Genomic DNA, 26,333 nt, shown 5'->3' on the forward strand with positions numbered 1-26,333 from the left:
GAGGGACACTAACAGAATTTGGCGGGTCCCAAGGCCGCAAACGCCCGCCCCCGCTCACGGTGGCTACCGAGGAGGCTCGCCGCCCAGCCATCGCCGCTTCAAGTGACCCAGGGTCCCCGTCCGCTGCATGTCGTCCAGGGCGGACTGCCAGCGCCTGACCACCGCTGCAGGCAAGTCGCGCGAAAAGGTCAGGTAACCAGTGTCGGGCGAAAGGGCAAACACGCGCTCGATAGCATCCGTGGGCACCCCCTCCTGCTTGAGCAAATCAGGCAGCATGAGCCTGTCCAGGACCATGACGGGCGCACGCCCGCCGAGGAGCATGCGCACACTGGCTTGCGGCGACGCGGTCAGGTACAGGTTCTGGAATCCTGCCCTTTGAAGATTGGGTACGGGATAGAAGTCCCGCGGGATCAGGACACTATTCACCCTGCGAGCCTCCTCCAGGCTGTCGATGCGGACGCGATCCTGAGTGCGCGCGAAGAACTCGGTCGAAGTGCTGTACAGGGGACCGACCCACTGGAAGAGCCTTTCGCGCTCTTCGGTGCGCTTCGGGCAGATCAATACGGTATTGGGCTCGCTGAGGCCTGTCTGGTAGGCACGCGCCCAGGGCAGGCTGACGATTTCACCCCGATCCCCCGTACGCCGCAGAAGCGCCCTGACGACTTCGACGCAGTAACCCGTGATGCTTCCATCCTTGTCCGTAAAGGCAAGGGGGGGAACCTCGGTCGTGTAGAAGTGGAGCACCTGCCCCTCGGCCTCAGCGGCCTGCACAGAGGTGGCAAGCGCAAGCAGGCTCGAGCAGGCCAGAACGATCCCTGCGACAAGCGCCCTTGAGACTTTCCGCACACCATTTGAGATAACCATTCACACAATATAGGCAATCGTCTCCTCGTCAAACAGGGGGTGGCCCCTCCATTCGACTGCCCCCCGTGAAGGTAATCACTGGGAGTGTGGCGTCGTCACCCTGGTGCCACTGCCCAGCAAGCGCCGGAAATCCTCTGCGCACAAGGGCTGGCTGAACTGGAAACCCTGGCCGTCGTGGCACTGGTGGGCACGCAGGAAGGCAAGCTGCTCCAGGGTTTCAACGCCCTCGGCGACGACCCGCTGCTTGAGACTGCGGCCCATGCCGATCATGGCACTGACGATGGTCGCGTCATCCGCGTCGGTGGCGACATCATGAACAAAGGACTGATCGATCTTCAGGGTGTCGATGGGAAAGCGCTTGAGGTAGCTCAGGCTCGAATACCCCGTTCCAAAATCGTCGATGGCCAGTTGCATGCCCATGCGCTTGAGAGCAGTCAGCACCAGGGCCGAAGCCTCCGCATCCTGCATCAGGATGCTCTCGGTGAGCTCCAGCTCGAGAAGCTCCGGGGACAGGCCGGTCTCCGAGAGGATCAGAGCGACGCCTTCCAGGAAGCTCTTGTGGCGGAATTCCACCGCCGAGATGTTGACCGATACCGGTACCGCCAGCAGGCCGGCATCCTGCCAGGCCTTGAGTTGCCGGCAGGCTTCGCGCATGACCCAGCGGCCGATCGGCACGATCAGCCCTGACTCCTCGGCAATGGGGACGAACTGGGCCGGCTGCATCAGGCCCAGTTGCGGGTCCTGCCAGCGGATGAGCGCTTCGGCGCCGGTCATCGTCCCCGAGTGCAGATCGATCTTCGGCTGGTAATACAGGAGGAACTCCCCCTGCTTCAGGGCCCGTCGCAGGCCGCTCTCGATGAACTGGCGCTGTACCGCACGGGTGTTCATCTCAGGCCGGAACAGCTGGCAGTTGTTCCGGCCCCGCGCCTTGGCGTGATACATCGCCGTATCGGCGTTCTGCATGACGGCTTCTGCGTTGTCACCATCGTCCGGATAGACACTGATGCCGATGCTCAGGGTCACGTGGAGTTCGTGCCCATCGATGAGCTGGGGCAAGGAGAAGACCTGGAGCAGTTTCTCGGCGACCCGGGTGGCGTCATCGATGTGTTCGACCTCCGACAGCAGGATCACGAATTCGTCGCCCCCCTGCCGGCACACCGTATCGGTCGTCCGTACGCAGGCGATCAGGCGTTCGGCCAGGGCCTGCAGCAGCAGGTCGCCGATCCGGTGCCCGAGGGAGTCGTTGATATGCTTGAAGTAGTCGACATCGAGAAACAGCAGGGCCACCTGTTTGTGACGCCGCCGCGCCAGGCCGATGGCCTGTGACAGGCGCTCCGTCAGCAGCGCCCGGTTGGGCAGCCCGGTAAGAAAGTCGTGATGTGCCAGATGCGACATCCTGGCCGCCATGGCGCGGGACTCGCTGACATCGTGGAAGACGATCACGGCTCCGCTGACCCGGCCGTCCCGGTTGTGGATCGGCGCTGCTGAATCCTCTATGGATGATTCCGAGCCATCCCGGTGCACCAGCACGCAGTCGGTTGCCAGTTCCACCGTCCGGTCCTCGGCCATGGCACGCCGTGCCGGATCCGCAGCCACCTCGCGGGTGAGCCCGTTGACGATGTGAAATACCTCGGCCAGGGGCCTGCCCAGCGCTTCGGCCCGCGACCAGCCGGTCATCTTCTCCGCCACCAGGTTCATGTAGGTGACCTTGCCCGGCATGTCGGTGGTCAACACCGCATCGCCGATCGAGTTGAGCGTGACCTGGGCCCGCTCCTTCTCGGCGAACAAGGCCTCCTCCGCCAGCCGCAGCACCTCGTCGGCGGCCTTGCGATCGGAGATGTCCTCGACCGTCAACACATGGCCGGGCCGGCAATTGGCGCCCGGCAGGACGGCAGCGTTCAGCCGGACCCACGACAGGCTGCCGTCGGCACACAGCCAGCGGGCCTCGAGACGGAAGGGGATGCCCTGCTGCGTGGTCGCCGTCCATGCGGCCGAGGCCTGCAGGCGATCCTCAGGGCAGAGGAAGTGGTGCCAGTCGCAGCCCTCCAGCGGCTCGCCCCCCGGCCCGGCAATCCGGCAGCAGGAAGGATTGGCATAGACACAGATTCCCTGCGCATCAATGGCAAAGATGCCCAGTGGCGAAGTTTCGACAAGCGCCTGGAAGTAAGGCTCGGCATCCTCCCGGCTATCGGCACCGTCTTCACCGGCCGGCGGTATGGCGGATTGCATGGTCATTGCGTCTCCTCGACTAGCCGGCATACCAGAGCACGGCAAAAAAATGGCAGCTGGTTCCCGCCATCACAAAGAGATGCCAGATGAAATGGCCAAACTTCAGCCGGGCGTCGGTCAGGTAAAAGACCACGCCTCCCGTGTAGGCCAGCCCCCCGGCGACCAGCCACGCCAGCCCCGTCGGGGAGACCCGCTCGATCAGCGGTACGGCGGCAATCACCACCAGCCAGCCCATCAGCAGGTACAGCCCGGTGGAGAGGTAGGGGTTGGACAAGCGGTCGAGGGCCTTGAGGACCAGACCGACTGCCGCCAGCCCCCACACCAGCCCGAGCAGCGTCCAGCCCCAGGCGCCGTCGAGCACGCCCAGCGCAAAGGGGGTGTAGCTGCCCGCAATGAACAGGTAGATCGCGCCGTGGTCCAGCTTTCCCAACAGCCGCTTGGCCCGGCTGTTGTGCGCCGGGGCTGCGTGGTAGAGCATCGAACTGAGGTAGAGCATCACCATGGTGCCGGCGAAGACACAGGCCCCCAGGATGTTCGCCGGCCTTCCCTGCTGGGCGCTGGAGGCGATCAGATCCGGCGCGGCAATCAGGGCCAGGACAAAGCCGAGCCCATGACTGATGCTGTTGGCGAGCTCTTCTGCAGCCGACTGGGGGCGATCACGCATCTTGCTTCCCTCCATTCATGTCATGCACGCCGCCGGAGCAAGGTGCGGTAACCGGCGAGCCGGCCGTTCTGCAGATACACGCAAAGACGCGGAACCTCCGTGGAAGTTGATCAGCCCGCCCAGTATGCGACGGGTCTCCGTCCCACTCTGTGCGCTGACGCACTCAGGCTACAGGGTCTCGGCGCCTGCCGCCTGCGCCAGGCTTGGTGCGCTGCCATACAGACGCAGCGCCGACAGGTGGGGATGATGGCTCGCGTCATCCTCACCCAGGAAAACGGAATCCTCATGAGCCATGTCCCCACTACCGGACTCCCCCTGCCGGGCGGCAATCTGGACCGCCTCACCCACGCCCAGCTCGCGCATCTGACCGGTGGCATCTCGCCCGCAGCGCTGGCCATGGCTTTTGAAGACTGGCTCATGCACCTCTCCCGCAACCCGGCAGAGCAGGCCGGACTCATCCGGGAGCTGGTCGAAGCCCTCATGCGGTTCCCCGGCCGCCTGCAGCAGGCCCCACGCCCTCCCGGCACCCTGGGCCTTGATCCATCCCTGCCCGACCGCCGCTTCACCCACCCGGGCTGGCAGGCGTGGCCCTTCAATATCTGGAGCCAGTCCTTCCTTCTCACCGAAGCCTGGTGGAAGAAGGCATCGACCGGCGTGCGCGGGGTGTCGCCCCATCATGAAAACGTCGTCAGCTTCACCATCCGCCAACTGCTGGACCTGATGTCGCCAGCCAACTTCCTGTGGACCAATCCGGAGGTGCTGGAACGTACCGCCCAGACCGGCGGCGCCAACCTGGTCCAGGGCCTGCACAACCTGATGGACGATGTGCAGCAACGCCAGTCGAAATCAGGTCCACCGGGAGCACAGGCCTTCCGCCCCGGACACGAGGTGGCAGTCACGCCGGGTCAGGTGATCTTCCGCAACCACCTGATCGAACTGATCCAGTACGCCCCCGCCGGCCCTCAGGCAAGGCCCGAGCCGATCCTGATCGTTCCGTCGTGGATCATGAAGTACTACATCCTCGATCTTTCGCCGGGCAACTCCCTGATCCGTTTCCTGGTGGACCAGGGGTATACGGTATTCACCATTTCGTGGGCCAACCCTGGCCATCAGGATCGCAACCTGGGCATGGATGACTACCTGCGCCTGGGGGTGATGGACGCGCTCGATGCGGTCTCCAGCGTCGTGCCGGGGCAGCGCATCCATGCCACCGGCTATTGCCTGGGCGGCACCCTGCTGACGATTGCCGCCGCAGCCATGGGGCGCGACGGCGACGAGCGCCTGGCCTCGCTGACGATGCTGGCGGCCCAGACTGACTTCACCGAGCCGGGAGAACTGGCCCTGTTCATCGACGACAGCCAGGTCAGCTTCCTGGAGGACATCATGTGGGACCAGGGCTACCTGGACACCACGCAGATGGCCGGCGCCTTCCAGCTGCTCAATTCCCGCGATCTCGTCTGGTCGCGACTGCTCAAGGACTATCTGATGGGCGAACGCCGCCCGCTGAGTGACCTGATGGCCTGGAATGCCGACGGAACCCGCCTGCCCTACCGCATGCACACCGAATACCTGCGGCGCCTGTTCCTCGACAATGATCTGGCCAGCGGCCGCTACCCCGTAGGCACCCTGCCGGTGGCACTGACCGACATCACCTGCCCGATCTTTTGCGTCGCCACCCTGCGCGACCACGTGGCGCCATGGCGCTCGGTGCACAAGCTGCACCTGCTCGCCGACGTACCCGTCACCTTCCTGCTCAGTTCCGGCGGTCACAACGTGGGTATCGTCAATCCGCCCGGCGTAGCGGGCCGCAGCTACCAGGTGCTCACCCGCCCCCACGACGGCCGCTATTTCGACCCGGAGGCATGGCTCAGGGCCGCCCCGATCCATGACGGATCCTGGTGGCCGGAATGGACCGCGTGGCTGGATGCCCGCTCGGGCCAGCCTGTTGCCGCACCGCCGATGGGCAAGGCCGGCGCCGGTTTCGCCCCCTTGTGCGCAGCCCCCGGCACTCATGTGCTGCAGACCTGAAGCGCACGGCCAGGGGCGGAGCAGCTTCCGCCCTCCTCCGTGGTCTTTCAGGTGCTCAGGCTTGTGACCCACTCCAGGAGCAGGCGCGCAACCTCGTCGGGCTGGTCGAGCGTGGACAGGTGCCCGCTCTTCTCCACCATGCAGAGCCGCGCGTGCCGAATCCCCCGGGCCATCTCCTCCGCCATTTCGGGCGGGGTGATGAGGTCTTCACGACCGCATATGACCAGTGTCGGGCACTCGATGCGCTCAAGGTCCGGACGGCTGTCAGGGCGAGTCATGATGATGCGCTGCTGGCGCAGGAAGACGTCCTTGCCGAGACCGGTCATCATCGAGTGGATGACCCCGCGTACCGCGGGCAGGTCCATCCGTTCGGGATGGGAGAGACGCGGCAGCATCTGTTCGAAAACGGCCTCGAGATCGGTTTCCGCGAGCTGCATCACGGCCTTGCGCGCTGCTGAAGCCTCGGTGGATTCGGGTCTGGCCGACGTATCGATGAGCGCCAGCGCACATACGCGCCCGGGAGCCCTGCGCATGATCTCGAAGGCCACGTAGCCACCCAGCGACAGGCCCACCAGCACAAACGGTTCTTTCGGAGCCAGGTCGAGCACGGCTTCTGCCAGCCCCGGGAGGGACTCGGCGAGGGTCAGATCGGCCACCGCAGTGGTCGCCACGGTGCCCAGGGCATCGAGCTGCGACTGGAAGAGACTGGCGTCGTTGAGCAGACCGGGCAGGAAAAGGACATGGGGTTTCGGTTTCATGGGAAAGCCTCGACGGCCGATGCGGGTGTGCTCATCAGTGACGGCCTGTACCGATGGCACTGGCTACCCACTTCAAGCCTTGTTGTCACAAATGATGGCCTCAACGTGGCGCTCCACCTCGTCGCGGATCACCGCGTGAATTGCGTGAGCCGCATCCAGCTTCGGCGCTGGCAGGCCGGGGTCCATGACCGCCCCTTCGGGCATCGGCTGGACCAGGACATCGCCAATGGCGTACCTGGCATGGAGCTCGGGGCGAGCCCTGAGGAATGTCCGGCCAGACTCCGCGGGGTCCGGCTTGCGACATTCGGGGGCGTCCATCGGGCCTTCGCCCGGTATGCGCGGTTCGACAGGCTGGTTCATGCTCATCTCCGGCTGAGTTCCGTGACCTGCGTGAGTGCGGTGCAACGGTGAAGGTACAGTGGCAGGGTTCGCATGGCTTGTCGGTACGCCATCGCACTTACCGGAGCGGGTGTCGCCCGGGATCAGTCCCCAGCCGGCGGTCCCAGAAGGCGGTCAGCGTGCCGAAGGCCATGGCGTCGTCGTCATGGTGGTGAAAGGCGTGGAGGCACTGTCGTCTGGCCAGCCAGCCCGCTCCCGGGCGCGTCGCCTGATGCATCCTGTGATGCGCGGACTCCTGCACCAGATGGCCCAGAAGCAAGCCACCGGAAAACGCCAGGGCGGAACCAGTGTCGGCCCAAAGAAGGAAAGGAACGATGAGCAGCACCAGCACGAATGCCAGGCTGAACAGCACCGGCGTGCGCATTGGCGCATCAGGTTCACGGTGGTGCTCCAGATGCCATCGCCGGAAGGGCTCGAGCCGGTGCAGGATGAAGCGGTGCGCGACATACTCCACCAACGTCCAGGTGATCAGTCCGGCCGCCAGCATGCCGCCGCCGAGGGCCCAGCGGACATCCTGCAGACGCAGCCAGAAGCCTGCCAGCACGCAGATGGCCACCGACGGAATCAGCAAGGACTGGGGAAAGACGGCCGTTGCCGCACAGAGCCGGAATTCACTCATATGTGGCGTGCCCCGACGTCTGGCCGGGGGCATGAATCCCGCCACCGACAGCAGACTGTCCGTTCGGCGGCGGCATGACTCAAAAGCGGGTCTCGGACATCAGGCTGCGTACATCGGACGACCATAGTAGGCGCGGATGCCTTCGGCCCATTCCGGGTTGGCCATGTCGGGCCAGGTCTCCTTGTCGAATCCCGGAGCACGCTCGAGCTGCTCCTTCTCCACATCGAGCACGAAGCGCTTGTTCATGGTGTCGAGGGTCAAGGCCTCCCACGGTATGGCGAAAAGCTTGTCGCCCATGCCGATGAATCCTCCAAAGGAGAGCACCGCGTAGGCAATCCGCCCGGTGCGCATGTCGAGCATGATCTCCTTCACCTCGCCCAGCATCTCGGCCTTGCGGCTATACACATCGTTGCCGATCAGCGTGTCGGCCCCCATCAGGGCCGGCCCGGGCCCCTTCCCTGCATCGAGTCCGATCCCTCCGCTGGTGTTGGCCTTGTAGATACCGTAAGGGTCGCGTTCTTCGTAGTTCATGACAAACTCCTGATAATCCGCTTGGGGAGACAGCCGGAACGTCATACCAAGCCGATGACGCCCCCAGAACCAGGATAGGCGCCCGGCACAGCGTGGTCTGTTGGGTAGGCCACATGCAGGGCGCAGGAACCGCCGATCGGCTCAAGAGACTTCGGTGGTCGTGCCCTCCCGGCCCCGGAATGAGGCTTCGAGGATGGCCCTGGCCAGGGTCCGGTCGGCCTCGCGGTGGGTGCGGACCACCACCACGGTGTTGCCGGCCTGGATCGCATCCGTCACCAGTTCGGAGAAACGACCTTCCTTGCGGTTGGCACCCACCGCCGCCCCGACAATGCCACCGAGGCCGGCGAACCAGCCGAGCATGGCGAGGGGAGCCACCACCGGGCTGGCCACAAACAACGTCATGCCGGAGACCGCAATGGCGAGGGCGCCGAGAGCGCCGACCCCGGTGCCCATCGCCGTACCGATGCTGCCATCGACCAGGATGTCCTTGAGTACATCGTCACTGACTTCACCCACCACCGGTCCCGGGGCGGCATGGAAGACCCGGATCTCCGCGGCAGGAATGCCCCGCTCCTCAAGCAGCTGGCGCACACCCTCGGCCTCGTCGCGGCTCGGATAGACGGCGGACAGCACATGGGTCTGGCGTTCTTCCGCCAGTTCCGGAGCCCCCTGGGAGGGCCCGCGGGTCGTACCCGATTCGATCAGATTGTTCATGAGAGACTCCTTGTGAATAAGGGTGAAACACCGGGCCCGGGCATCGCATGAGGCCTTACTTAGGGCGGGGTGGACGCAATCCTGCATCCGCCGCGGTCAGGCCACCGGTGCGTAACTTCGCCACGGTGCTTGCCACGGCGCTGGCCACGTTGAGGACCTCTTTCCGGACCATCGTGTCGAGATCCAGTGCCTCATGGCTTGCGGCGTAGGACTCGTAGTAGCCGATGAAGCGATCAAGCCGCGAGAGGGCTCCCGCGTCGATCAGGCCCATCCAGTCGAGCCAGTCAGACAGGCCCCGCCGGACACCTTCGATGCCGGCCACATCCCCGTGCACGACCAGGCCGTAGGCGCGGCCCGCCAGGTGCTTGGGATAGTCCCAGCCGGCCAGCTCGAGCGCCTTGGCCAATTCGGCTTTCTTGCCCTGCGTCGTGGTGGGGTCGGGATTGCCACCGTCGGCGCAGACCAGGCGGTCGATCATCAGTTTCAGGACGGCAGGCGTCTGATACCAATAGACCGGCGTGAGGATGATGACGCCGTGAGCGGCCACCCACTTCTCGTAGATTTCCGCCATCCAGTCGTTGGTCTGGCGCATGCCGTGGTTGGGGTAACAGCTGCACGGCCAGTGGCACAGCGGCATTGCCGTGGATACGCAGGCCTTGCAGGGGTGGATGTGAAGATCATAGGAAGAGGTCAGAAGACTGAGATCGAGCAGGTCGACCTCGATGCCGTCGGCCTCCAGGCACTCCCGCGCCCACTGACTCATCCGGAAGGTCTTGGATATTTCGCTGGCGCAACTCCCGTCATTGCGGGCGGAACCGCAGATCAGCAGGACCCGCGAGGGCGATGCCGGATCCTTCTGCTTCACCTCCGCCGCCAGCAGGCGGTCACGCGTGGTTTTCCATTCAACCGAGAGTGCATAGTCCGGGTCTGCAAATCCCGGGCCGGCCTTTTCGGTGAGGAGAACCTTGTGGCCCTTTGTGTAGTTGTCCCAGGCCACCTCCTCGACCGAGGCCAGTGCATCCCGGACTTCATCGAATGCAGCGTCGCGATGGCTGCGCTGAAACTGCAGATGGAATTCATCACGCCCGAGCTTGGCGGGTGCCTGACCCAGGCGGGGCTTGGGTGCGCTGATCATTGTGGCTCCAGTGTGTCTGCCGGGCGCCAGGCACACTCTGTGTACCTGGCTGCCTGACTGCGGGACTCGCCGTCTCGCCTACTTCTTGATCTCGTGGCCGATGATGCCGCCAACAGCGGCACCACCGACGGTTCCGGCGGTACTTCCACCCGTCAATACAGCACCTCCCACGGCGCCAATACCAGCGCCGACGGCGGTGTTCTTATCGCGTGCAGACATGCCTGCACAACTGGCCAGGCTCATGACCAGCGTCATTGCCGTGGCACACAGGGTGAGTTTTTGAAAACGTTTCATGACAGGACTCCTTTCGAGAAGAATCACCCGCCGGCATCAGCGCTTGATGCGGGTGATCTTGGTTCCTTCGATGCTGAGGCTGGCCATCAGACCCTGCTGGTCGAAAATGAAGGCATAGGCATCGTCCTTGAGGGTCGACGAAGAGAGGTTCTTGGCGATCCCCTCATTCACCACGACCACCGTCGGGCCCACGCCGATCTCCCAGCCCTGGGACTTGTCGAGATACGCCACGGCCTTTTCGCTCATCAGGAAGACCACGTAGCCATAGGATTCGGCCCCTGCCTGCAGGCCCCAGGACGCCGATACCGAGTTGTAGTAGTCGATGGTCTTGCCCTCCCGGGTCAGAACGCCCTCCCCGTAGCTGCCACCGAATACCAGGCCCGCCTTGATGATCTTGGGAAAAATCAGGATGGCCTGGGCCTTCTTCGACAACACCTCTGCCGCGGGGCTGGTCTTGTAGAGGGTCTGCAGGGCCTGGGCGGCGTCCTTGTTCAAATCGTCGGCACTGGCGGCCCATGCAGGGACACTCCAGGCGCCAAGGGAGAAGGAGGCGGCAGTCACGAGGATGAGCTTGTTGAAACTGCGTCTTACGGTCGGCATGGTCTTTTCCTTCACACGGTTCGGTCATCGGGTGCGGTGCCGACCAAGCGTAAGGTGGACCGGGCACTGCGAGCCTTCATGCTGCGCCACTCGCCGCAGCCATACCGTGCGCTAACGAACCGAGAGGCATGCCTGCCTGCCCCTGGCCCGGCCCTGGGCGCGATCAGACGCCGCGGCTCACGCTGTAAAGCACCCAGCGTGCGTCATCGCCGAACTCCAGCACCCGGCGGTGATAGAACCGCAGCGACGGGCGGTGGGCAACACTCACGTAGGTGATGCCGCTGGCGGCGAGCAAGCCATACAGGTGCTCTTCATTCAGGGCATCGAGGGCACTGCTCGCCTCGTCAAGAATGGCGTAGCGGGGTTGGGCGAGCAGCAGCCGTGCGAAAGCAATGCGCTGCTGCTCGCCCACCGACAGGACCTTGGCCCAATCCAGCTCGGCGTCCAGGCCGCCAAAGCGCTCGGCGATATCGGGCAGGTTGACCTGCCGGAGCATGGCCAACAGCACCTCGTCGTCGCGCCTGGGCAATTCCCGCGGATACAGGAGCTGGCTGCGCAGGCTGCCCAGCAGCATGTAGGGACGCTGGGGCAGGAACAGCATGTCGCCGGCCGGCGGGCGGGCAATGCGTCCGCGCCCGGAGGGCCATAGCCCGGCAATGGCACGCAGCAGCGAACTCTTGCCGCAACCGCTGCTGCCCACGATCATCAGGCTTCCGCCCGGCTCTATCACCATGCTCAGCCCGGTGATCAGGGTGCGTTCCCGTTGCGGGGTCCACAGCGTCAGGTTGTCGATAAGCACCCGCGTGTCCGTGGAAAAGCGGATGTGTTCCTCATCGCCACCCTCCCGCGCATCCATGAAATGGGCGAAGCTGTCCAGCCTCTCGATACCGGCCGCAAACTTGCTGAAACTGTCGAAGTTGTCGACGATCACCGTGAGCGCCGCCAGGATCGCCGCAAAGGCACCCGCGGCCTGGATCGCCCGTCCCACCTCGAGCTCGCCGGAAAGCACCCGGCTGGCGATGATCGCACTGGGCAGGATGACGGTCAGGAAGCTGAAGGCGTACTGGAACAGGTTGAGCCGGAGTTGAACGCGGATCAGCCGGAGATAGTTGCTGAACACCTCGCCAAAATGACGCTCGACCTGGCGTGCCTCCAGTTGCTCTCCCGCATAGAAGGCGATGGCTTCCGCGTTCTCGCGAATCCGTACCAGGCTGAAGCGAAAGTCAGCCTCCCGCTTGAGCTGGTAGAAGTTGAGTCCGATCAGCACCTTGCCGAACAGCAGGACGGTGACGATCGTCCCGACGATCGCATAGACGAAGAGAAACAGGACCAGCTCACGCGAAATCGACCAGAGCACCCCTGAAAAGGCCAGCAACTGGAGCAAGGCCCCGGCCACCACCAGCAAGAACTGGAGGGACTTCTGGGTGAATGTGCCGATGTCCTCGGCAATCCGCTGGTCGGGATTATCGATACCGGACCGGGCATCGAGCCTGAAATACACCTGCTTCGCCAGGTAGGCGTCGAGGTAGCGACGGGTCAGCCAGCGCCGCCAATGCACCCCGAGCCTGTCCCGCACGTAGTAATAGAAGGCGTGCACCGGCACACCCACCAGCAGCACGCCCAGGCATCGTGCGATGGAGGTCCAGAAACGCGACTCGTCCTTCGCCGCCAGTGCAGACGTGAATTCTCCGGTCTGCTCGTTCAGCAGCACCGCGAACACCGCCTGACCAAGCAACAGCAGCACCAGCAAGGCCAGCAGCCCCCGGGCCAGGCGCTTCTCCTCGCCCGACCAGTAGGGCGCGGCGATTGCGCAGAAGCGCTTCAGGAGAGCCCGATCAAGGACAATCATTAACGCGGGCCGGCAATATGCCCCGCAGTGGCACTCACTGGCGACTGATGAAGGACATCCGGACCAGACGCGCGCCCGCTCCCACCTGCAGCGGCTGGCTCCTCCAGGCGTCGTCGAGGCGGGCACTCATCCGGTAGCAGCCAGGCGGCAAGCGGAGATACAGGAACGGCCCCTCGCTGACATCGGCATGCACGGGGCGGCCGTTGCAGGCCTTCACCGCAAAGGGCACATCGGCGAGGTAATGCCCCTGACGGTCACTGAACACCATCAGCACGTTGTAGGAGCCCGCCATCGCGCGCAGCCGGTCACGATCCGGTGCGCCCACGCCGCCGCTCATCCACTCGACAGCCCTCGGTGATGGGCCGGCTGATCTGCCAGATAACCCGCCGGATGAGCAGTAGAGTTGCTGCATGCCCCACTCGCCGGCCAGGACGGGAAGGCCGGAAGTCAGCAACAGCAAGCCGAACAGGCCGGCACGCAGCGTGTGCCCGAGGGGCGGGCGGGCACCCTGGAAGTCAGATGCAGAAGTGTTGTCCATCACGGTGGCTCCTCCTTGAGAGGCCCCGACCCGATGGAGCGGGCACCCCGGTGGAATGAGCCTAGAGAGGAGCCCGGCGCCTGTCTGTCCGCTGACGAACACACGTGGCACAGCACACCCGGAGCTTCCCCGGGACGCCAGGGCAGCGTCCTGCCATCACGGGCTCCCGGCAGCCCTGGCCAACTGCAGGGTCAGTGCGTCAGCGTACCGACTCCGGCTGGCAGCGGCCCCATCCTTGCTCGACACCGGACTCATTCGAGCAAACCGGAACACTCCTGAAGGATCGATCATGAAAAACCTGCAATCAGCCCTCCTCGCCAGCGCCATGTTTCTTGCCTTTGGCAGCACCGCGATCGGCGCGCCGCTTTCGAAAGCCGAATACAAGTCTGAAAAGGAGGCCATCTCCCGACAGTATTCAGCCGACAAGGCCGCCTGCGACAGCAAGGGCGATAACGCCAAGGATATCTGCATAGAAGAAGCCAAGGGCCGCGGAAACATCGCGAAGGCCGAACTCGAGGCGAAGTACGAGCCGTCGGTCAAACACCACTACGAAGTCCGGCTGGCCAAGGCCGATGCCGCCTATGAAGTCGCCAAGGAAAAGTGCGACGACATGGCCGGCAACGCCAGGGACGTCTGCCGCAAGGAAGCCAAGGCAGCCCATGTAAGCGCCAAGGCCGATGCCAAGGTGGCCGAAAAGACCTCCGACGCAAACACCGCGGCGCGCGAGAAGACCAGCGAAGCCAACATGGCGGCGCAGGACAAGACCAGCAGCGCCCGCAAGGACGCAGCCTCGGACAAGCGTGATGCCGGTTATGCGGTGGCCAAGGAAAAGTGTGATGCCCTGTCCGGTGACCCCAAGGCTGCCTGCATCAAGGACGCCAAGAGCCACTACGGCCAGTGAATGAAGTCCGGCTGGCGGATGTCCGCCAGCCCCGGGGCGCAGTCCCGTGCCGGAAGGGCGCCCCATGAAGGGAGATCACCATGCTGCACACGCTCGTCGTTGTCCTGCCACTCCTCTGGCTGCTGGGCAAGCTCACAACATCAATCCAACAGCCTCAACGCTCTCCGTGTCGCGTCAGGCAGAACCAGCGAGCTGACACTTGGGACAGATCGCCCCGATCTCCACCTCCTGGCTCTCGAGCCGGTGCCCCGCCGCGGCAAGACTGTCCGTGAGGGCCTGGATCACCTGATCGTCCTGCAATTCGGTCACTCCGCTGCAGCGGGGACATACCAGGAACAACCCTGGCGAACGTTCATGGTGGCAGTGATAACTGCATGCGACAAAAAGATTCATCCGCCCGACCTTGTGAACAAGGCCCTGCTCCATCAGGAAATCGAGTGCCCGATAGACGGTGGGTGGTGAGGCGCCGGGTTTGTCCGCCTTGATCCGGTCGAGCAAGTCGTAGGCCTTGAGCCCCTTCGGATACCGGATCAGGATCGCCAGCACCATGCGGCGGATCGGCGTAAGGCTGGCACCACGGGAGCGGCAGACAGCCTCCACCTGATCAAGGATCGGGCTCTCGTCTGCAGGACCGGTTTCGGAAGGCGTGTTGTTGTCCATGGGCAATATTTGGCGATGTGGATGCAATGTTATAACATTGCATCCACACTATCATTCACGATTGAAGCCCAATGTTAGCCCGACTCGAGCATGCCCCCACGGGCAGCAGTGTTCCCCTCCCTGATTTCCTTGAGACCGTTCCCTGGAACGCGGACGGGCTCATCTGCGCGATCGCCCAGCAACACGACAGCGGCGACGTCCTGATGCTGGCCTGGATGAACCGGGCCGCGCTCGAGGAAACCCTGGCCACCGGCCAGGCCTGCTACTGGTCCCGCTCTCGCCGCGGCCTGTGGCGCAAGGGTGAAACATCCGGCTGCCGCCAGCGGGTGGTGGATATGCGTTTCGACTGCGATGGTGATGCCCTTCTGATGCAGGTCGACCAACTGGGTGGCGCCTGCCACACCGGCCGGCGCAGCTGCTTCTACAACGGAGTCCGAGGCGATCGGGTGGAGGTCCTGAGTGCTCCCCTGCCGACTCCCCCCTCGGCACTCCCCACCCCGGCTCTCCCCAACTTTCCCGAGGAATGCCCATGAGTCCCTCCCTCACGCTCCAGGACCGCCTGCCGGTCACCGTCTTGTCCGGCTTTCTCGGCGCAGGCAAGACCACCCTCCTCAACCACGTCCTGCACAACCGGCAAGGCATGCGGGTCGCGGTCATCGTCAATGACATGTCCGAAGTGAACATCGATGCCCGCCTGGTGGCCGAGGGTGGGGCCGACCTGTCACGCGCCGAAGAGAAACTGGTGGAGATGAGCAACGGCTGCATCTGCTGCACCCTGCGTGAGGATCTGCTGATCGAGATCCGCCGCCTCGCCGCCGAGGGGCGCTTCGACTATCTGCTGATCGAGTCCACCGGTATTTCCGAGCCCTTGCCGGTGGCCGAGACCTTCACCTTCCGGGACGAAACCGGCTCCAGCCTCTCCGATCTCGCCCGCCTGGACACCATGGCGACGGTCGTCGATGCCTACAACTTCCTGAGAGACTACGGCTCCACCGACTACCTGGCCGATCGGGGTGAGAGCCTGGGCGAGGAAGACAGCCGCACGGTGGTCAATCTGCTGGTGGACCAGGTGGAGTTCTGCGACGTCATCGTCCTCAACAAGACCGACCTCCTCGATGACGCAGAACTGCGCCGTCTGGAAAACCTGCTCAAGCGCCTCAACCCCCGCGCCGACATCGTGCGCGCGCAGTTCGGGCGGGTTCCTCTCGAGCGCATCCTCAACACCGGCCGTTTCGACTTCGCAGCGGCGGCCAGCGCCCCCGGGTGGCTCGCGGAACTGCGCGGAGAGCACGTTCCCGAAAGCGAGACCTATGGCATCACCAGCTTCGTCTATCGCGCCCGTCGGCCCTTCCATCCCGAACGCTTCCATGAGTGGATCAATCAGGAATGGCCCGGGGTGGTGCGCTCCAAGGGCTATTTCTGGCTCGCCAGCCGGCCCGCCATGGTAGGGAGCTGGTCCCAGGCCGGGCCGGTGATCCGCCACGAGCTGGGTGGTCTCTGGTGGGCGGCCGTGCCCCGCGAACAGTGGCCCGGAGATGCAGAAGGCCGGGCGGCGATCGAGGCCCGCTGGGACCCGGCCGTCGGCGATGCGCAGCAGGAACTTGTCCTGATCGGCATGCAGATGGACGAAGCCGCCCTCCGCGCCCGCTTCGACGCCTGCCTGCTCCATGAGACTGAATTCAACCACGGCCCGGAGGCATGGACACATCTGCCCGATCCCTTCCCCCGCTGGGCCTTTGCCCCCGACAGCGAGGCCTCGGCATGAGCGGCCAGACCAGCGACAGCCGGGTCCCCATCACGCTCCTCACCGGTTTTCTCGGGGCTGGCAAGACCACACTGCTCAACCACCTGCTCAAGCAGCCCGAGATGCAGAAGGCCGCCGTGCTGATCAACGAATTCGGCGAAGTCGGTGTCGATCATCATCTGGTGAAGCGCATCGACGACAACCTGGTGCTGCTGGATTCAGGCTGCCTGTGCTGCTCCGTGCGTGGAGAGCTCACCCGCAGCCTGGGCAACCTGTTCCTGCGGGCACTGAACAAGGACGTGCCGGTGTTCGACCGGGTGCTCATCGAGACCACCGGCCTGGCAGACCCGGCACCGGTGATCCAGGCCCTGATGAACGACTTCTTCACGGCCCAACGCTTCCGCTTCGACGGCATCGTCACCGCGGTGGACGCGATGTTCGGCCGCCAGCAGATCCAGCGCCAGCGGGAAGCCCTGCGCCAGATCGTGATGGCCGACCGCCTGCTGGTCACCAAGTGCGATCTGGCGAGCCGGGAAGACGTGGACGCGCTCGATCGGGATCTGGCCACCCTCAACCCGGGCGCCCCGCGGATCTATGTGCGGCGGGGCGAAGTGGCCGTTGCCTCGGTGGTGGATTGCGGCCTCTACGACCCGGCCGGCAAGGCACCCGACGTGGTCCGCTGGCTCGCCCCACCACCCACCGCAGGCCTGCGCTACACCCCCAAGGGCACCCGGGCCGCGGTTCCCTCCCCGCACGACGGGGACATTCACAGCTTCACCGTGATCTTCGACGCGCCCCTGCCCTGGGTGAGCTTCGCCGACACCCTGGGCGAGCTGCTGGAGACCGTCGGCGACCGCGTGCTACGTGTGAAGGGACTCATCAACGTGGTCGGGGACGACCGGCCCTGGGTGGTGCACGGGGTTCACAACATCGCCTATCCGCCCATTCCCCTGGACGCCTGGCCGAGTTCCCCCCCTTTCGACGACAAGCGCAGCCGGCTGGTATTCATCGTCCGGGAGCTCTCCCGCGACACCATCGAAGACGCCCTCTCGCCCCTGCGCCGGGTGCAGCCGGCCCAGGCCGGAGCCCGGATCCCCTCCCCCACTGCCAGCGACCCAGCCTGACCATGCCCTGCATCACCCTGCCCGATGGCAGCCAGCGCCATTACCCCCAAGCCGTCAGCGCCCTGCGCGTCGCCGAAGACATCAGCCCCAGCCTTGCCGGCAACAGCGTCGCCGCCCGTGTGGCGGGCCGCATCGTGGATGTCGGCGCGTTGATTGAAGAAGATGCAGCCCTGCAGCTCATCACCTCCGGGGATCCCGAAGGGCTGGCGATCCTGCGGCATTCCTGCGCGCATCTGCTGGCCATGGCGGTCAAGACACTCCACCCCGATGCGCAGGTCACCATCGGGCCGATCATCGAGGATGGCTTCTTCTACGACTTTGCCTGCGAGCACTCCTTCACGCCCGACGATCTGGAGCGGATCGAAGCCCTCATGCGCGAGCTGGCCACTGCCGACCTGCCGGTGACCCGCCGGGTTGTCCCGGGAGACGAGGCCATCGCCCTCTTCGAACGCCAGGGAGAGCACTACAAGGCAGAACTCGTGCGTGCCATTCCCGAAGGAGAAGCCGTTTCCCTCTATCGCCATGGGAGTTTTGAAGACCTCTGCCGCGGCCCCCACGTGCCGCGCACCGGGCTTCTGCGTGCCTTCAAGCTCACCAAGGTGGCGGGGGCCTACTGGCGAGGCGATGCGCGCAATCCGATGCTGCAGCGCATCTACGGCACCTGCTGGGCCGACGCGGAGGCCCTCGACGCCTACCTCGTCCGCCAGGAAGAGGCTGCCCGGCGGGATCACCGCAAGCTCGCTGCCGACCTCGATCTCTTCCATTTCGAGGACAGCGCGCCGGGCTCGGTGTTCTGGCACCCCAAGGGCTGGACGCTCTTCCAGCAACTGATCGCCTACATGCGTGCCCGGCACGACGCCGCGGGCTACGTTGAAGTCAACACCCCCGACGTGATGGACCGGGCCCTGTGGGAAACGTCCGGGCATTGGCTCAACTACCGGGACCACATGTTCACCACCGTCACCGAGGACGAGCGGGTGCTCGCCCTCAAGCCGATGAACTGCCCCGGTGCCGTCTCCCTGTTCGCCCATGGCCTGAAGAGCTACCGGGACCTGCCCCTGCGCATGGCCGAGTTCGGCAAGGTGCATCGCTACGAACCTTCCGGCGCCCTGCATGGCCTGTTGCGCGTCCGCCACTTCACCCAGGACGACGCGCACATCTTCTGCACGCCCGCGCAGATGCCCGGCGAATGTGCCCGGACCATCGCCCTGATCTTCGACATCTACAAGGATTTCGGCTTCACCGACATCACGGTCAAGTTGAGTACCCGCCCTGCCAACCGCATCGGCAGCGATGCCCTGTGGGACACGCTGGAAGCCGCCCTCGCCGGTGCGCTCTCGCAGATGGACATCCCCCACCGCCTCAATCCCGGTGAAGGGGCCTTCTACGGCCCCAAGCTGGAGTTCGTACTGCGTGACGCCATCGGCCGCGACTGGCAATGCGGCACCCTGCAGGTGGATCTGAACCTCCCCGAGCGCTTCGACATCGCCTACATCGACGCCGACGGCAATCGGGCCCGGCCGGTCATGCTGCATCGTGCCCTGTTCGGCTCCCTCGAGCGCTTCACCGGCATCCTGATCGAACATTTCGGCGGCCAGCTGCCTGCCTGGCTGTCCCCCGTACAGGCCATGGTCCTGACCATCAGCGAGGGCCAGGACGACTATGCCCGGCACGTACAGCGTGCCCTGAGACAGGCTGGCCTGCGTACCGGCATCGACCTGCGCAACGAGAAGATCAGCTACAAGATCCGCGAACACAGCCTGCAGAAGCTCCCCTTCCTGCTGGTCGTCGGTGATCGGGAAAAGGCGGAAGGGCGGGTCAGTCTGCGCCTCCGCGGCAACACCACGGCAAGCAGCCTCGAGCTCCCTGCCCTGGTCGCCCACCTGTGCCGCGAGGCCCGCCAGCCCGGCCTGGACATCGCCCCCCTCAACTGAGCACCGCCGCCACGATGATGCGCAAGAACCCCATCGAAGCGCCCTGCTGCGCCGCCACCACTACCGGGTCATCAAAGGACCTGGCACGCACCACCCCTTCGCGGGTGCAGGGCTGCAGGGCGCCGCGGAACGGGGCCTGAGCATGCAAGCACGACTCCTGATCCGCAACGCGCGCCTGGTCAACGAAGGCCGCATCACGACCGGCGACCTGCTGGTTGCCGACGGGCGCATCGACCGCATCGCCCCTGCCATCGACACCTGTGCCGACACCGAGATCGACGCGGCAGGCGCATGGCTGTTGCCGGGCATGATCGACGACCAGGTGCACTTCCGCGAACCCGGCCTCACCCACAAGGGCTGCATCGCCAGCGAATCCGCTGCCGCAGTGGCCGGGGGCATCACCAGCTTCATGGACATGCCCAACACCCGGCCCCCCACCCTCGACATGGCCGCCGTGGCTGCCAAGCGTCATCTCGCGGCGGCCTCCAGCCACGCCAACTTTGCCTTCCACCTTGGTGTCAGCACCGACAACCTGGATGCGGTGGCACGTGCCGACCCGCGCCTCATTGCCGGCGTCAAAGTCTTCATGGGTGCCTCCACGGGCAACATGCTGGTGGACGACCCCATGGTGCTGGAACGCCTGTTCGCCAGCGTACCGACCCTCCTGCTGGCCCACTGCGAGCACAGCCAGACCATCACCGCCAATGAGGCGGAGTGGCGGCGCCAGCATGGCGATGCCATCCCCTTCGCGGCCCACCCCCTGATCCGCAGCGCCGAAGCCTGCCTGCGCAGCACGACCCTCGCGGTGGATCTGGCTCGTCGCCATGGCACCCGGCTCCATGTGCTGCACCTGTCCACTGCCCGGGAGCTGGCCCTCTTCGAGCCAGGGCCGGTCACCGGCAAGCAGATCACGGCGGAGGCCTGTGTCCACCATCTGTACTTTGACGATGAGGATTACGAAGCGCTGGGCAGCCATCTCAAGTGCAATCCGGCGGTGAAGTCACGTGACGACCGCGTTGCCCTGCGGCACGCAGTGGCGACAGGCCGGATAGACGTGATCGGCACCGACCATGCGCCCCATACCCTTGCCGAGAAGGCCGCCCCCTACAGCCTCGCGCCGGCCGGCCTGCCCCTCGCCCAGCATGCACTTCCCGCCTTGCTGGAGCTGGTACATGACGGTCTCCTTGATCTGCCCACCCTGGTGGCCCGCTGCAGCCACGGGGTGGCCGAGCTGTTCCGGATCCGCGAGAGGGGTTACCTCCGGGAAGGCTACTGGGCCGACCTGGCATTGGTGGACGATGGGCATTTCGCGGTGGAGGCAGCCCCCATCCTCAGCCGCTGCGGCTGGACACCCTTCGCGGGCAGGCACTTTCGCTCCCGGGTACGCAGCACCGTGGTATCGGGGCGGCTGGCCTGGCACCGGGGATGCCTGATGCAGGGTTGCCGCGGCCTCCCTCTCGAGTTCACGCGCTGAGCGCCATGGCCATATCTCCCGCGCCCTTGCCAGCCGATCGCTCATCGGTGGCCCCCTACCATCCAGCCACCGAGACGGCGGTTCTCATCCGCAACCTGCGCTTCTGCTGGCCAGGCTGCCTCGTTCCCGCCGTGAATCTGCGTTCACTCGAACTGGCCGCCGGTGAGCATCTCTTCCTCCATGGAGAGAGCGGCGCAGGCAAGACCACCCTGCTCAACCTGATCGGCGGCCTGTTGCTGGCCCAGGCTGGCGAACTGCAACTGTTCGGTCAATCACTTACCCACCTCCCGACCAGCACCCGCGACGCGCTGAGGGCAGACCGCCTGGGATTCGTATTCCAGCAGTTCAACCTGCTTCCCTACCTCTCCGTACTCGACAACGTCCTGCTAGCCAGCCGCTTCTCGGCGTCACGCCACGCTCGCTGCATCCCAACCCCCCGTTCGGAAGCCCAGCGTCTCCTGGACACGCTCGAGCTGCCGCCCTCCCTCGCCGCCCGGCGCGCCTGCGAGCTGTCGGTGGGCCAGCAGCAGCGCGTGGCGGCGGCACGGGCATTGTTGGGCCGGCCGTCCCTGATCCTCGCCGATGAGCCCACCTCGTCCCTCGACGCACGCAATGCCGCCCAACTGTTTCGCCTGCTCCTTGATGAAGCCGGACGCTGTGGCGCTGCCGTCATCCTGGTCAGCCACGACCCAGGTCTTGCCGCCGGGTTCACCCATCACCTGAAGCTGCCATCCGCATGAGGGCCATTCTCGACCTCGCCCTGGCCAGCGCCTGGAACCGGCGCACGAGCCTGGCCCTGGCCTGCCTGTCAATCACCCTGGCCACCGCCCTGGTGCTGGCCGTGGGGCGGATGGGCGAAAGCGCCCGCCGGGATCTTTCACGAACGAGCGCCGGGGTGGATCTGGTGGTGGGCCCAAGAGGCGGCACCCTCCCGTTGCTGCTGCGGGCCTTGTTCCACATGGGTGAAGCCACCGCCACCATGCAGTGGGAGAGCCACGTGAAGCTGGCCCGCGATCCGCGTGTGGCCTGGAGCGTACCCCTGGCCCTGGGCGACACCCACGGGGGCTACCCGGTGATCGGTACGACCGCGGCGTATTTCCAGCACATGCGGAACGCGGATGGTGCCCCGCTCGCACTGAGTGCTGGCCGCCCCTTTGCCGGGCTGTTCGAGGCCGTCATCGGGGCCGAGGTAGCCCGTCGCCTCGGCTACCAGACGGGCACATCCCTCATCCTGAGTCATGGCAGCAGCCTGCCCGACACACATGACGGGCATGACGATCAACGGACCAGCACGCATCAGGACAAGCCCTTCCGCGTCGTCGGAGTGCTCGCCCCTGCGGCAAGCCCTGTTGACCGGAGCGTACTGATCGGCCTGGACTCCCTGACTGCGCTCCACCTGGACTGGCAAGGGGGCGTGCCGATTCCCGGATTGCACATTCCCGCCGAACAGGTCGGCAAATTCGACCTCAGACCCCGCAGCCTGGATGCGGTTCTGATCGGTCTGCACCAGCGGACCGACGCACTGCGTCTGCAACGGCAGATCGCCGAGGCCCCGGGGGAGGCTCTGATGGCCATCCTGCCGGGCCCCGGCCTGGATTCCCTGTGGCAACTGCTAGGACAGATCGAACGCACCCTGAAAGCCTTGGGCGGCCTTGTCACGCTGGTCAGCCTGACAGGGCTGGTCGCGGTGATCCTTGCAGGTCTCGGCGAACGTCGAAGGGAACTTGCCATCCTGCGGGCGGTGGGAGCCGGCGTCCGCCACGTGGTCGCCCTGCTGATGGTGGAGGCGTTTGCCCTCACCATCACAGGACTGCTGGCCGGGCTGGCACTTGTCGAAGCCGGCGGGCTCCTCCTCACCCCCTGGCTACGGTTGCACTACGGTCTGGGCTGGCACGTCGGCCCGCGCGGGCACGAAATCGCGCTGCTTGCCTTACTGCTGGCTGCCGGGAGTCTGGCCGGCCTGATACCGGCGTGGCGTGCTGCCCGCCTGTCCATCGCTGACGGCCTGACACCCCGTCTCTGAGCATGCGTCGTAACCTGCTGGCCCTGCTGCTGCTCGCCCCGCTGCTCATCACGTCCCGGGACACACCAGGCCCCCCGACAGACGGGTGGCTTCCGCTCACCCTCTCTGCGGGGCAAGGCGGCTACGCCCCCCTCGCCTGGACGGATCTGATCCCCCCGGGCTGGGACCCGATGGGCCCCCTCCGGGAACTTGATGTCTCCCACCTGAGCGACAACGACCCTCGCGCCATCGCAGCGCTGGAGCAGATCCGCCAGGCCTGGGACGAAGCCCCCGTGGAGCCGTCTCTGGACGGGCGCCGGGTGCGCCTGCCCGGCTTCGCCATCCCCCTCGACCACCAGGGAGAGCAGGCCCGCGAGTACTTGCTCGTACCCTACTTTGGCGCCTGCATCCACGCGCCTCCTCCCCCCGCCAATCAGATGATTCACGTGATCACCCGAGAGGCGCCAGACCGTCTGCAGACCTTCGACCCGGTCTGGGTGAGCGGTACGCTCCGGGTCGGGAAAACGGAAACGGGGATGGGCAAGGCCGGCTACCGCCTGATCGCCGACACGACCCGACCCTATGTACAGTGACGTCATCCCAGTTCCGGGCCCCCGGGCAAGATCAGGCCCTGCGACGTTGGCTCTTGCGTTCGTACATGCGTGAATCCGACAACGAGAGCAGTGCATCCAGAGAGCTTGCGTCTGAGGGATAGGTTGCCATACCTACGCTGCATCCCACCACGACACGGTGCGAGAAGATCTCGAACGGCTCTTCAAGCAGCCTGTTGATCTTGCCCTCGAGGGCAGCAAAGGCAGAATCCGAGATTGCTTCGTTCACTACAACGGCAAACTCGTCACCGCCTATCCGGGCCAATGTGTCGTCTTCCCGGAAGGCCTTCGCCAGCCGCCCTCCCACCTGTTTCAACAACTCATCCCCTGCGGCATGTCCATATCGGTCATTGACCGGCTTGAATCTATCCAGGTCGATGAACAGCAAGCTCACCCCCCCTTTGTGCCTGTGGGCGTGTGCGATCGATCGTGCCAACCTGTCCTCGAAAAGCTGACGATTTGGCAGCCCCGTCAGCACATCATAATTGGCTTGCCTCCACACCAGGCCATCCATCCGCCGTTTCTCGGTAACGTCACTGAACAAGGCGACGTACCGCCGCTCATGCCCGGGTCGTTCCGGTATGACTGAAATCCGGATGGACTCCACATAGTCCGTTCCGTCCTTCCGGCGGTTGTGCAGATCCCCTTCCCAGTGGCCGACGATATTCAGGCCTGCCCACATCTGCTCATAGAACGACCTGGAATGCTCGCCACTGGCAAGCAAGGACGGGTCGCGTCCAATGACCTCGTGCGGCTCGTAGCCGGTGAGCCTGGTGAACGCCGGATTGACGGCAATGATCCTGTTTGCAGAGTCCGTCACGATGATCGCCTCCAGGGCAGCCTCGAACACCGACTGGGACAGGCGCAAGGACTCCTCGGCCTGAACGAGATCCGTGATGTCACTGAAGGAGACCACAGCCGAACACTTCATCTCCAAGTCGCCCTCGAGCGGCCTGCTATTCACGATCACCCAGCGGTCAGCGCCATCCGGGCAACGAACGCTGAACATTGCCTGCCGGATGTACTCTCCGCGCAGGGTTCGGGCTGATGGAAAGTCATCCATGTCGAGCCGCGCACCATTGGGTCCTCGCAGCGCGTATTCCCGCGCCACCAATTGTTCCGGCGTGATACACAGGATTCCGAGTGCCGCTTCATTCCACGCGGTGATATCCCCTTCAGGGCCGACAACGATAATGCCCTCTGCGATGGTCTTGAACAGACTGCGGTGAAGGGATTCGCTCTGCAACAGCTTGCGCTGAAGAATGGCCCTCTCGGTAACATCGTGGATTATGGAATAAAGAACGACCTTCCCGTTCAGGCCCACCGGCCCTGTATACACTTCCACATCCCGAATTTCCCCGCTGGCGAGCCGGTGCCGGAAATTCCTGCAGACGACGTTTGCCGATGACGCATGCCGTAACTGCTCCCTCACCAGATCGGAGGCCTGCATGTTGATCTCAAAGATATGCATCGATCGAAGCGTGTCCAGATCGTATCCGTAATAGTGGGCTGCTGCCTTGTTCGCATCCAGGATCTGCCCTGACTCCGGGTCTACAACCAGTTTTATCGAAGTATTTCCATCGAAGAAGGCGCGGTACCTGCGCTCGCTCTCCTCAACGCGTGCCCGGCTCCTGGCGAGCCGATAGATGAAGGATGAAAGCAGGAACGAAACGAGTATGACGACCGTGGTCCAGACTTGCGCTCGCACCCGGGACCTTTCCAATTCATCCTCAACAGCGCGAAGTGCATTGACCTCATTGATTCCAACTACCGTAACGACTGGGTATGCGTGGCCTCTGCTCCAGGCATAGCTCCTCTGAATACCGTCTATTGGGGAACGAGCCCGGTAGAGCCCGGACCCCGCAGCCATTTCATCGAGAAAGGGGAGGTCTTGAGGAGCTCGACGCCCCAACACTGTTTCAAGGTGAATCGAGCGCACCAGGTATGCGCCGTCGGACAGAAAGAGGGCGACGACGTTCCCACTCTGCTTTGCAGCCTCCACGCCGATGCTCGAGAAGTAGGCGGGAGAAATTGAGGCTACGATTACTCCTCCCCGATACGGCCCAGCATGAATCCGTCGGCTGAACTGGATCGACCATTGATTGCTGGCCCGTCCCAATACGGGCTCGCTGATATACAGATCGTCGATCTTCCTGGTCTTATGGATGCTGAAGTGCCTCCGGTCCCCCAGATAGATCCTTGAGGCCACCCCAGAAGAATGGCCTGAAACCAAGGACGACCAGGCAAGATAGCCGTCACAATCGATCACGGCGATCTGGACAAGGCTTCCATTGGGAAATCGGCTTATGAGAGATTCCGCTGCCTGATTGCTATCCCGACCGGGTACGAACTGCTCCCTGAGTTGCATGAGAGCCAGATCGACGGACAGGATCATCGCCTCAGCCTTGGCTGCCTCAGCCAAAGCCAGCTCCTCCGCTCGCGAGGCAATCTGCCTGACTGACGCCGATCTCGTATGCTCGGCGGATTGCCAGAGGTGTGCCCAGAATACGAGACAGACTACGACGGACAGGAAGACCGGCATGATCGACGCTGCCAGCATTCCAATCCCCAAGCCGGAACTCACCAGTGCAGGGCTGCCCGCTTGGGACTCATGACTCATCTGGAACAAGACCATACGGTACTTCAGGACAACAGCAGGAG

Annotated in this window: 27 protein-coding genes; 10 read left to right on the top strand and 17 right to left on the bottom strand. The window is 64.6% G+C overall.

The window, feature by feature from the left end:
* Nucleotides 1-63: 63 nt before the first annotated feature.
* The 4 genes from HHL15_RS01990 to HHL15_RS26740 form a co-directional block, all read right to left on the bottom strand.
* Nucleotides 64-744: a substrate-binding periplasmic protein gene (locus HHL15_RS01990; RefSeq protein ID WP_169144123.1), complete on the bottom strand. Its 681-nt coding sequence runs from the start codon at nt 742-744 to the stop codon at nt 64-66.
* Between the two features lie 195 nt (nt 745-939).
* On the bottom strand, nt 940-3,099 hold the full coding sequence (locus tag HHL15_RS01995; RefSeq protein WP_235943169.1) for a sensor domain-containing protein: 2,160 nt from the start codon (nt 3,097-3,099) through the stop codon (nt 940-942).
* 13 nt (nt 3,100-3,112) lie between these two features.
* On the bottom strand, nt 3,113-3,757 hold the full coding sequence (gene trhA, locus HHL15_RS02000; RefSeq protein ID WP_206198534.1) for a PAQR family membrane homeostasis protein TrhA: 645 nt from the start codon (nt 3,755-3,757) through the stop codon (nt 3,113-3,115).
* Nucleotides 3,758-3,925: 168 nt separating this feature from the next.
* Nucleotides 3,926-4,051 (bottom strand): hypothetical protein, encoded by a 126-nt coding sequence (locus HHL15_RS26740; RefSeq protein ID WP_268967068.1) that lies wholly within the window; start codon nt 4,049-4,051, stop codon nt 3,926-3,928.
* Here HHL15_RS26740 and HHL15_RS02005 point away from each other — a divergent pair.
* The gene (locus HHL15_RS02005) at nt 4,043-5,785 is read left to right on the top strand and encodes a PHA/PHB synthase family protein (protein ID WP_206198535.1); all 1,743 of its coding nucleotides are present in this window, start codon (nt 4,043-4,045) and stop codon (nt 5,783-5,785) included. The genes HHL15_RS26740 and HHL15_RS02005 overlap by 9 nt on opposite strands.
* Nucleotides 5,786-5,832: 47 nt before the next feature.
* Here the strand turns inward: HHL15_RS02005 and HHL15_RS02010 are convergent, their stop codons facing one another.
* The 10 genes from HHL15_RS02010 to HHL15_RS02055 form a co-directional block, all read right to left on the bottom strand.
* Nucleotides 5,833-6,543, bottom strand: coding sequence for an alpha/beta fold hydrolase (locus HHL15_RS02010; protein ID WP_169144127.1), 711 nt, complete (start codon nt 6,541-6,543; stop codon nt 5,833-5,835).
* 72 nt (nt 6,544-6,615) lie between these two features.
* Nucleotides 6,616-6,903: a hypothetical protein gene (locus tag HHL15_RS02015; protein WP_169144128.1), complete on the bottom strand. Its 288-nt coding sequence runs from the start codon at nt 6,901-6,903 to the stop codon at nt 6,616-6,618.
* A 97-nt stretch (nt 6,904-7,000) separates the two neighbouring features.
* A complete protein-coding gene (locus HHL15_RS02020; protein ID WP_169144129.1) occupies nt 7,001-7,561 on the bottom strand; it encodes a sterol desaturase family protein in 561 nt (186 codons plus the stop codon).
* A 99-nt stretch (nt 7,562-7,660) separates the two neighbouring features.
* A complete protein-coding gene (locus HHL15_RS02025; RefSeq protein ID WP_169144130.1) occupies nt 7,661-8,092 on the bottom strand; it encodes a PRC-barrel domain-containing protein in 432 nt (143 codons plus the stop codon).
* A gap of 141 nt (nt 8,093-8,233) precedes the next feature.
* On the bottom strand, nt 8,234-8,806 hold the full coding sequence (locus HHL15_RS02030) for a hypothetical protein (RefSeq protein WP_169144131.1): 573 nt from the start codon (nt 8,804-8,806) through the stop codon (nt 8,234-8,236).
* A 55-nt stretch (nt 8,807-8,861) separates the two neighbouring features.
* A complete protein-coding gene (locus HHL15_RS02035) occupies nt 8,862-9,941 on the bottom strand; it encodes a flavodoxin family protein (protein ID WP_169144132.1) in 1,080 nt (359 codons plus the stop codon).
* Nucleotides 9,942-10,019: 78 nt separating this feature from the next.
* Nucleotides 10,020-10,235 (bottom strand): glycine zipper 2TM domain-containing protein, encoded by a 216-nt coding sequence (locus HHL15_RS02040; protein WP_169144133.1) that lies wholly within the window; start codon nt 10,233-10,235, stop codon nt 10,020-10,022.
* 36 nt (nt 10,236-10,271) lie between these two features.
* Nucleotides 10,272-10,835 carry a lipid-binding SYLF domain-containing protein gene (locus HHL15_RS02045; RefSeq protein ID WP_169144134.1) on the bottom strand — a complete coding sequence of 188 codons (564 nt, stop codon included), beginning with the start codon at nt 10,833-10,835 and terminating at the stop codon, nt 10,272-10,274.
* 163 nt (nt 10,836-10,998) lie between these two features.
* The gene (locus tag HHL15_RS02050; RefSeq protein ID WP_169144135.1) at nt 10,999-12,684 is read right to left on the bottom strand and encodes an ABC transporter ATP-binding protein/permease; all 1,686 of its coding nucleotides are present in this window, start codon (nt 12,682-12,684) and stop codon (nt 10,999-11,001) included.
* Between the two features lie 34 nt (nt 12,685-12,718).
* Nucleotides 12,719-13,222, bottom strand: a complete 504-nt coding sequence (locus tag HHL15_RS02055) for a hypothetical protein (protein ID WP_169144136.1) — start codon at nt 13,220-13,222, stop codon at nt 12,719-12,721.
* Between the two features lie 235 nt (nt 13,223-13,457).
* Between HHL15_RS02055 and HHL15_RS02060 the strand changes: the two genes are divergently transcribed.
* The gene (locus tag HHL15_RS02060; RefSeq protein WP_235943170.1) at nt 13,458-14,123 is read left to right on the top strand and encodes a hypothetical protein; all 666 of its coding nucleotides are present in this window, start codon (nt 13,458-13,460) and stop codon (nt 14,121-14,123) included.
* A 174-nt stretch (nt 14,124-14,297) separates the two neighbouring features.
* Here HHL15_RS02060 and HHL15_RS02065 read toward each other — a convergent pair whose 3' ends face one another.
* Nucleotides 14,298-14,783 carry a Fur family transcriptional regulator gene (locus HHL15_RS02065; protein ID WP_169144137.1) on the bottom strand — a complete coding sequence of 162 codons (486 nt, stop codon included), beginning with the start codon at nt 14,781-14,783 and terminating at the stop codon, nt 14,298-14,300.
* Between the two features lie 71 nt (nt 14,784-14,854).
* Between HHL15_RS02065 and hisI the strand changes: the two genes are divergently transcribed.
* From hisI to thrS, 4 genes are read left to right on the top strand one after another with little or no spacing between them, the layout of a single operon-like run.
* Entirely contained in the window at nt 14,855-15,316 is a 462-nt protein-coding gene (gene hisI / locus HHL15_RS02070) for a phosphoribosyl-AMP cyclohydrolase (protein WP_169144138.1), read from the top strand.
* Nucleotides 15,313-16,548 carry a zinc metallochaperone GTPase ZigA gene (zigA, locus tag HHL15_RS02075; RefSeq protein ID WP_206198536.1) on the top strand — a complete coding sequence of 412 codons (1,236 nt, stop codon included), beginning with the start codon at nt 15,313-15,315 and terminating at the stop codon, nt 16,546-16,548. Before hisI ends, zigA begins: the two co-directional genes overlap by 4 nt.
* Entirely contained in the window at nt 16,545-17,651 is a 1,107-nt protein-coding gene (locus tag HHL15_RS02080) for a CobW family GTP-binding protein (protein ID WP_169144140.1), read from the top strand. The genes zigA and HHL15_RS02080 overlap by 4 nt, the downstream gene beginning before the upstream one ends.
* Before the next feature lie 2 nt (nt 17,652-17,653).
* A complete protein-coding gene (gene thrS, locus HHL15_RS02085) occupies nt 17,654-19,585 on the top strand; it encodes a threonine--tRNA ligase (protein WP_169144141.1) in 1,932 nt (643 codons plus the stop codon).
* On the opposite strand, the gene HHL15_RS02090 is transcribed toward thrS, so the two are convergent.
* On the bottom strand, nt 19,578-19,733 hold the full coding sequence (locus HHL15_RS02090) for a hypothetical protein (RefSeq protein WP_169144142.1): 156 nt from the start codon (nt 19,731-19,733) through the stop codon (nt 19,578-19,580). The two genes, thrS and HHL15_RS02090, sit on opposite strands and share 8 nt — an antisense overlap.
* Between HHL15_RS02090 and HHL15_RS02095 the strand changes: the two genes are divergently transcribed.
* Genes HHL15_RS02095 through HHL15_RS02110 form a run of 4 tightly spaced genes read left to right on the top strand, consistent with a single transcriptional unit; the run spans nt 19,728 to nt 23,654 of the window.
* On the top strand, nt 19,728-21,059 hold the full coding sequence (locus HHL15_RS02095) for a dihydroorotase (protein WP_169144143.1): 1,332 nt from the start codon (nt 19,728-19,730) through the stop codon (nt 21,057-21,059). The genes HHL15_RS02090 and HHL15_RS02095 overlap by 6 nt on opposite strands.
* A 5-nt stretch (nt 21,060-21,064) precedes the next feature.
* Nucleotides 21,065-21,799, top strand: a complete 735-nt coding sequence (locus HHL15_RS02100) for an ABC transporter ATP-binding protein (protein ID WP_169144144.1) — start codon at nt 21,065-21,067, stop codon at nt 21,797-21,799.
* Nucleotides 21,796-23,082, top strand: coding sequence for an ABC transporter permease (locus HHL15_RS02105; RefSeq protein ID WP_169144145.1), 1,287 nt, complete (start codon nt 21,796-21,798; stop codon nt 23,080-23,082). Before HHL15_RS02100 ends, HHL15_RS02105 begins: the two co-directional genes overlap by 4 nt.
* Nucleotides 23,083-23,084: 2 nt before the next feature.
* Nucleotides 23,085-23,654, top strand: a complete 570-nt coding sequence (locus HHL15_RS02110; protein ID WP_169144146.1) for a DUF3299 domain-containing protein — start codon at nt 23,085-23,087, stop codon at nt 23,652-23,654.
* A 31-nt stretch (nt 23,655-23,685) separates the two neighbouring features.
* Here HHL15_RS02110 and HHL15_RS02115 read toward each other — a convergent pair whose 3' ends face one another.
* The gene (locus HHL15_RS02115; protein WP_169144147.1) at nt 23,686-26,307 is read right to left on the bottom strand and encodes a sensor domain-containing diguanylate cyclase; all 2,622 of its coding nucleotides are present in this window, start codon (nt 26,305-26,307) and stop codon (nt 23,686-23,688) included.
* Between the last annotated feature and the right edge of the window lie 26 nt (nt 26,308-26,333).

Source organism: Zoogloea dura (assembly GCF_012927165.1).
In the GTDB taxonomy this organism is placed as follows: Bacteria; Pseudomonadota; Gammaproteobacteria; order Burkholderiales; family Rhodocyclaceae; genus Zoogloea; species Zoogloea dura.

What these genes read in the sequence shown, in the direction of transcription:
- HHL15_RS02030 (WP_169144131.1), bottom strand. Translation starts at nt 8,806, where the DNA reads ATGAACAATCTGATCGAATCGGGTACGACCCGCGGGCCCTCCCAGGGG.
- HHL15_RS02115 (WP_169144147.1), bottom strand. Translation starts at nt 26,307, where the DNA reads ATGGTCTTGTTCCAGATGAGTCATGAGTCCCAAGCGGGCAGCCCTGCA.
- HHL15_RS02080 (WP_169144140.1), top strand. Translation starts at nt 16,545, where the DNA reads ATGAGCGGCCAGACCAGCGACAGCCGGGTCCCCATCACGCTCCTCACC.
- HHL15_RS02020 (WP_169144129.1), bottom strand. Translation starts at nt 7,561, where the DNA reads ATGAGTGAATTCCGGCTCTGTGCGGCAACGGCCGTCTTTCCCCAGTCC.
- HHL15_RS02010 (WP_169144127.1), bottom strand. Translation starts at nt 6,543, where the DNA reads ATGAAACCGAAACCCCATGTCCTTTTCCTGCCCGGTCTGCTCAACGAC.
- HHL15_RS02025 (WP_169144130.1), bottom strand. Translation starts at nt 8,092, where the DNA reads ATGAACTACGAAGAACGCGACCCTTACGGTATCTACAAGGCCAACACC.
- zigA (WP_206198536.1), top strand. Translation starts at nt 15,313, where the DNA reads ATGAGTCCCTCCCTCACGCTCCAGGACCGCCTGCCGGTCACCGTCTTG.
- HHL15_RS02095 (WP_169144143.1), top strand. Translation starts at nt 19,728, where the DNA reads ATGCAAGCACGACTCCTGATCCGCAACGCGCGCCTGGTCAACGAAGGC.
- HHL15_RS02045 (WP_169144134.1), bottom strand. Translation starts at nt 10,835, where the DNA reads ATGCCGACCGTAAGACGCAGTTTCAACAAGCTCATCCTCGTGACTGCC.
- HHL15_RS02040 (WP_169144133.1), bottom strand. Translation starts at nt 10,235, where the DNA reads ATGAAACGTTTTCAAAAACTCACCCTGTGTGCCACGGCAATGACGCTG.
- HHL15_RS02005 (WP_206198535.1), top strand. Translation starts at nt 4,043, where the DNA reads ATGAGCCATGTCCCCACTACCGGACTCCCCCTGCCGGGCGGCAATCTG.
- HHL15_RS01995 (WP_235943169.1), bottom strand. Translation starts at nt 3,099, where the DNA reads ATGACCATGCAATCCGCCATACCGCCGGCCGGTGAAGACGGTGCCGAT.
- hisI (WP_169144138.1), top strand. Translation starts at nt 14,855, where the DNA reads ATGTTAGCCCGACTCGAGCATGCCCCCACGGGCAGCAGTGTTCCCCTC.
- HHL15_RS02105 (WP_169144145.1), top strand. Translation starts at nt 21,796, where the DNA reads ATGAGGGCCATTCTCGACCTCGCCCTGGCCAGCGCCTGGAACCGGCGC.
- thrS (WP_169144141.1), top strand. Translation starts at nt 17,654, where the DNA reads ATGCCCTGCATCACCCTGCCCGATGGCAGCCAGCGCCATTACCCCCAA.
- HHL15_RS02110 (WP_169144146.1), top strand. Translation starts at nt 23,085, where the DNA reads ATGCGTCGTAACCTGCTGGCCCTGCTGCTGCTCGCCCCGCTGCTCATC.
- HHL15_RS26740 (WP_268967068.1), bottom strand. Translation starts at nt 4,051, where the DNA reads ATGGCTCATGAGGATTCCGTTTTCCTGGGTGAGGATGACGCGAGCCAT.
- HHL15_RS02100 (WP_169144144.1), top strand. Translation starts at nt 21,065, where the DNA reads ATGGCCATATCTCCCGCGCCCTTGCCAGCCGATCGCTCATCGGTGGCC.
- trhA (WP_206198534.1), bottom strand. Translation starts at nt 3,757, where the DNA reads ATGCGTGATCGCCCCCAGTCGGCTGCAGAAGAGCTCGCCAACAGCATC.
- HHL15_RS02065 (WP_169144137.1), bottom strand. Translation starts at nt 14,783, where the DNA reads ATGGACAACAACACGCCTTCCGAAACCGGTCCTGCAGACGAGAGCCCG.
- HHL15_RS02035 (WP_169144132.1), bottom strand. Translation starts at nt 9,941, where the DNA reads ATGATCAGCGCACCCAAGCCCCGCCTGGGTCAGGCACCCGCCAAGCTC.
- HHL15_RS02055 (WP_169144136.1), bottom strand. Translation starts at nt 13,222, where the DNA reads ATGGACAACACTTCTGCATCTGACTTCCAGGGTGCCCGCCCGCCCCTC.
- HHL15_RS02015 (WP_169144128.1), bottom strand. Translation starts at nt 6,903, where the DNA reads ATGAACCAGCCTGTCGAACCGCGCATACCGGGCGAAGGCCCGATGGAC.
- HHL15_RS02050 (WP_169144135.1), bottom strand. Translation starts at nt 12,684, where the DNA reads ATGATTGTCCTTGATCGGGCTCTCCTGAAGCGCTTCTGCGCAATCGCC.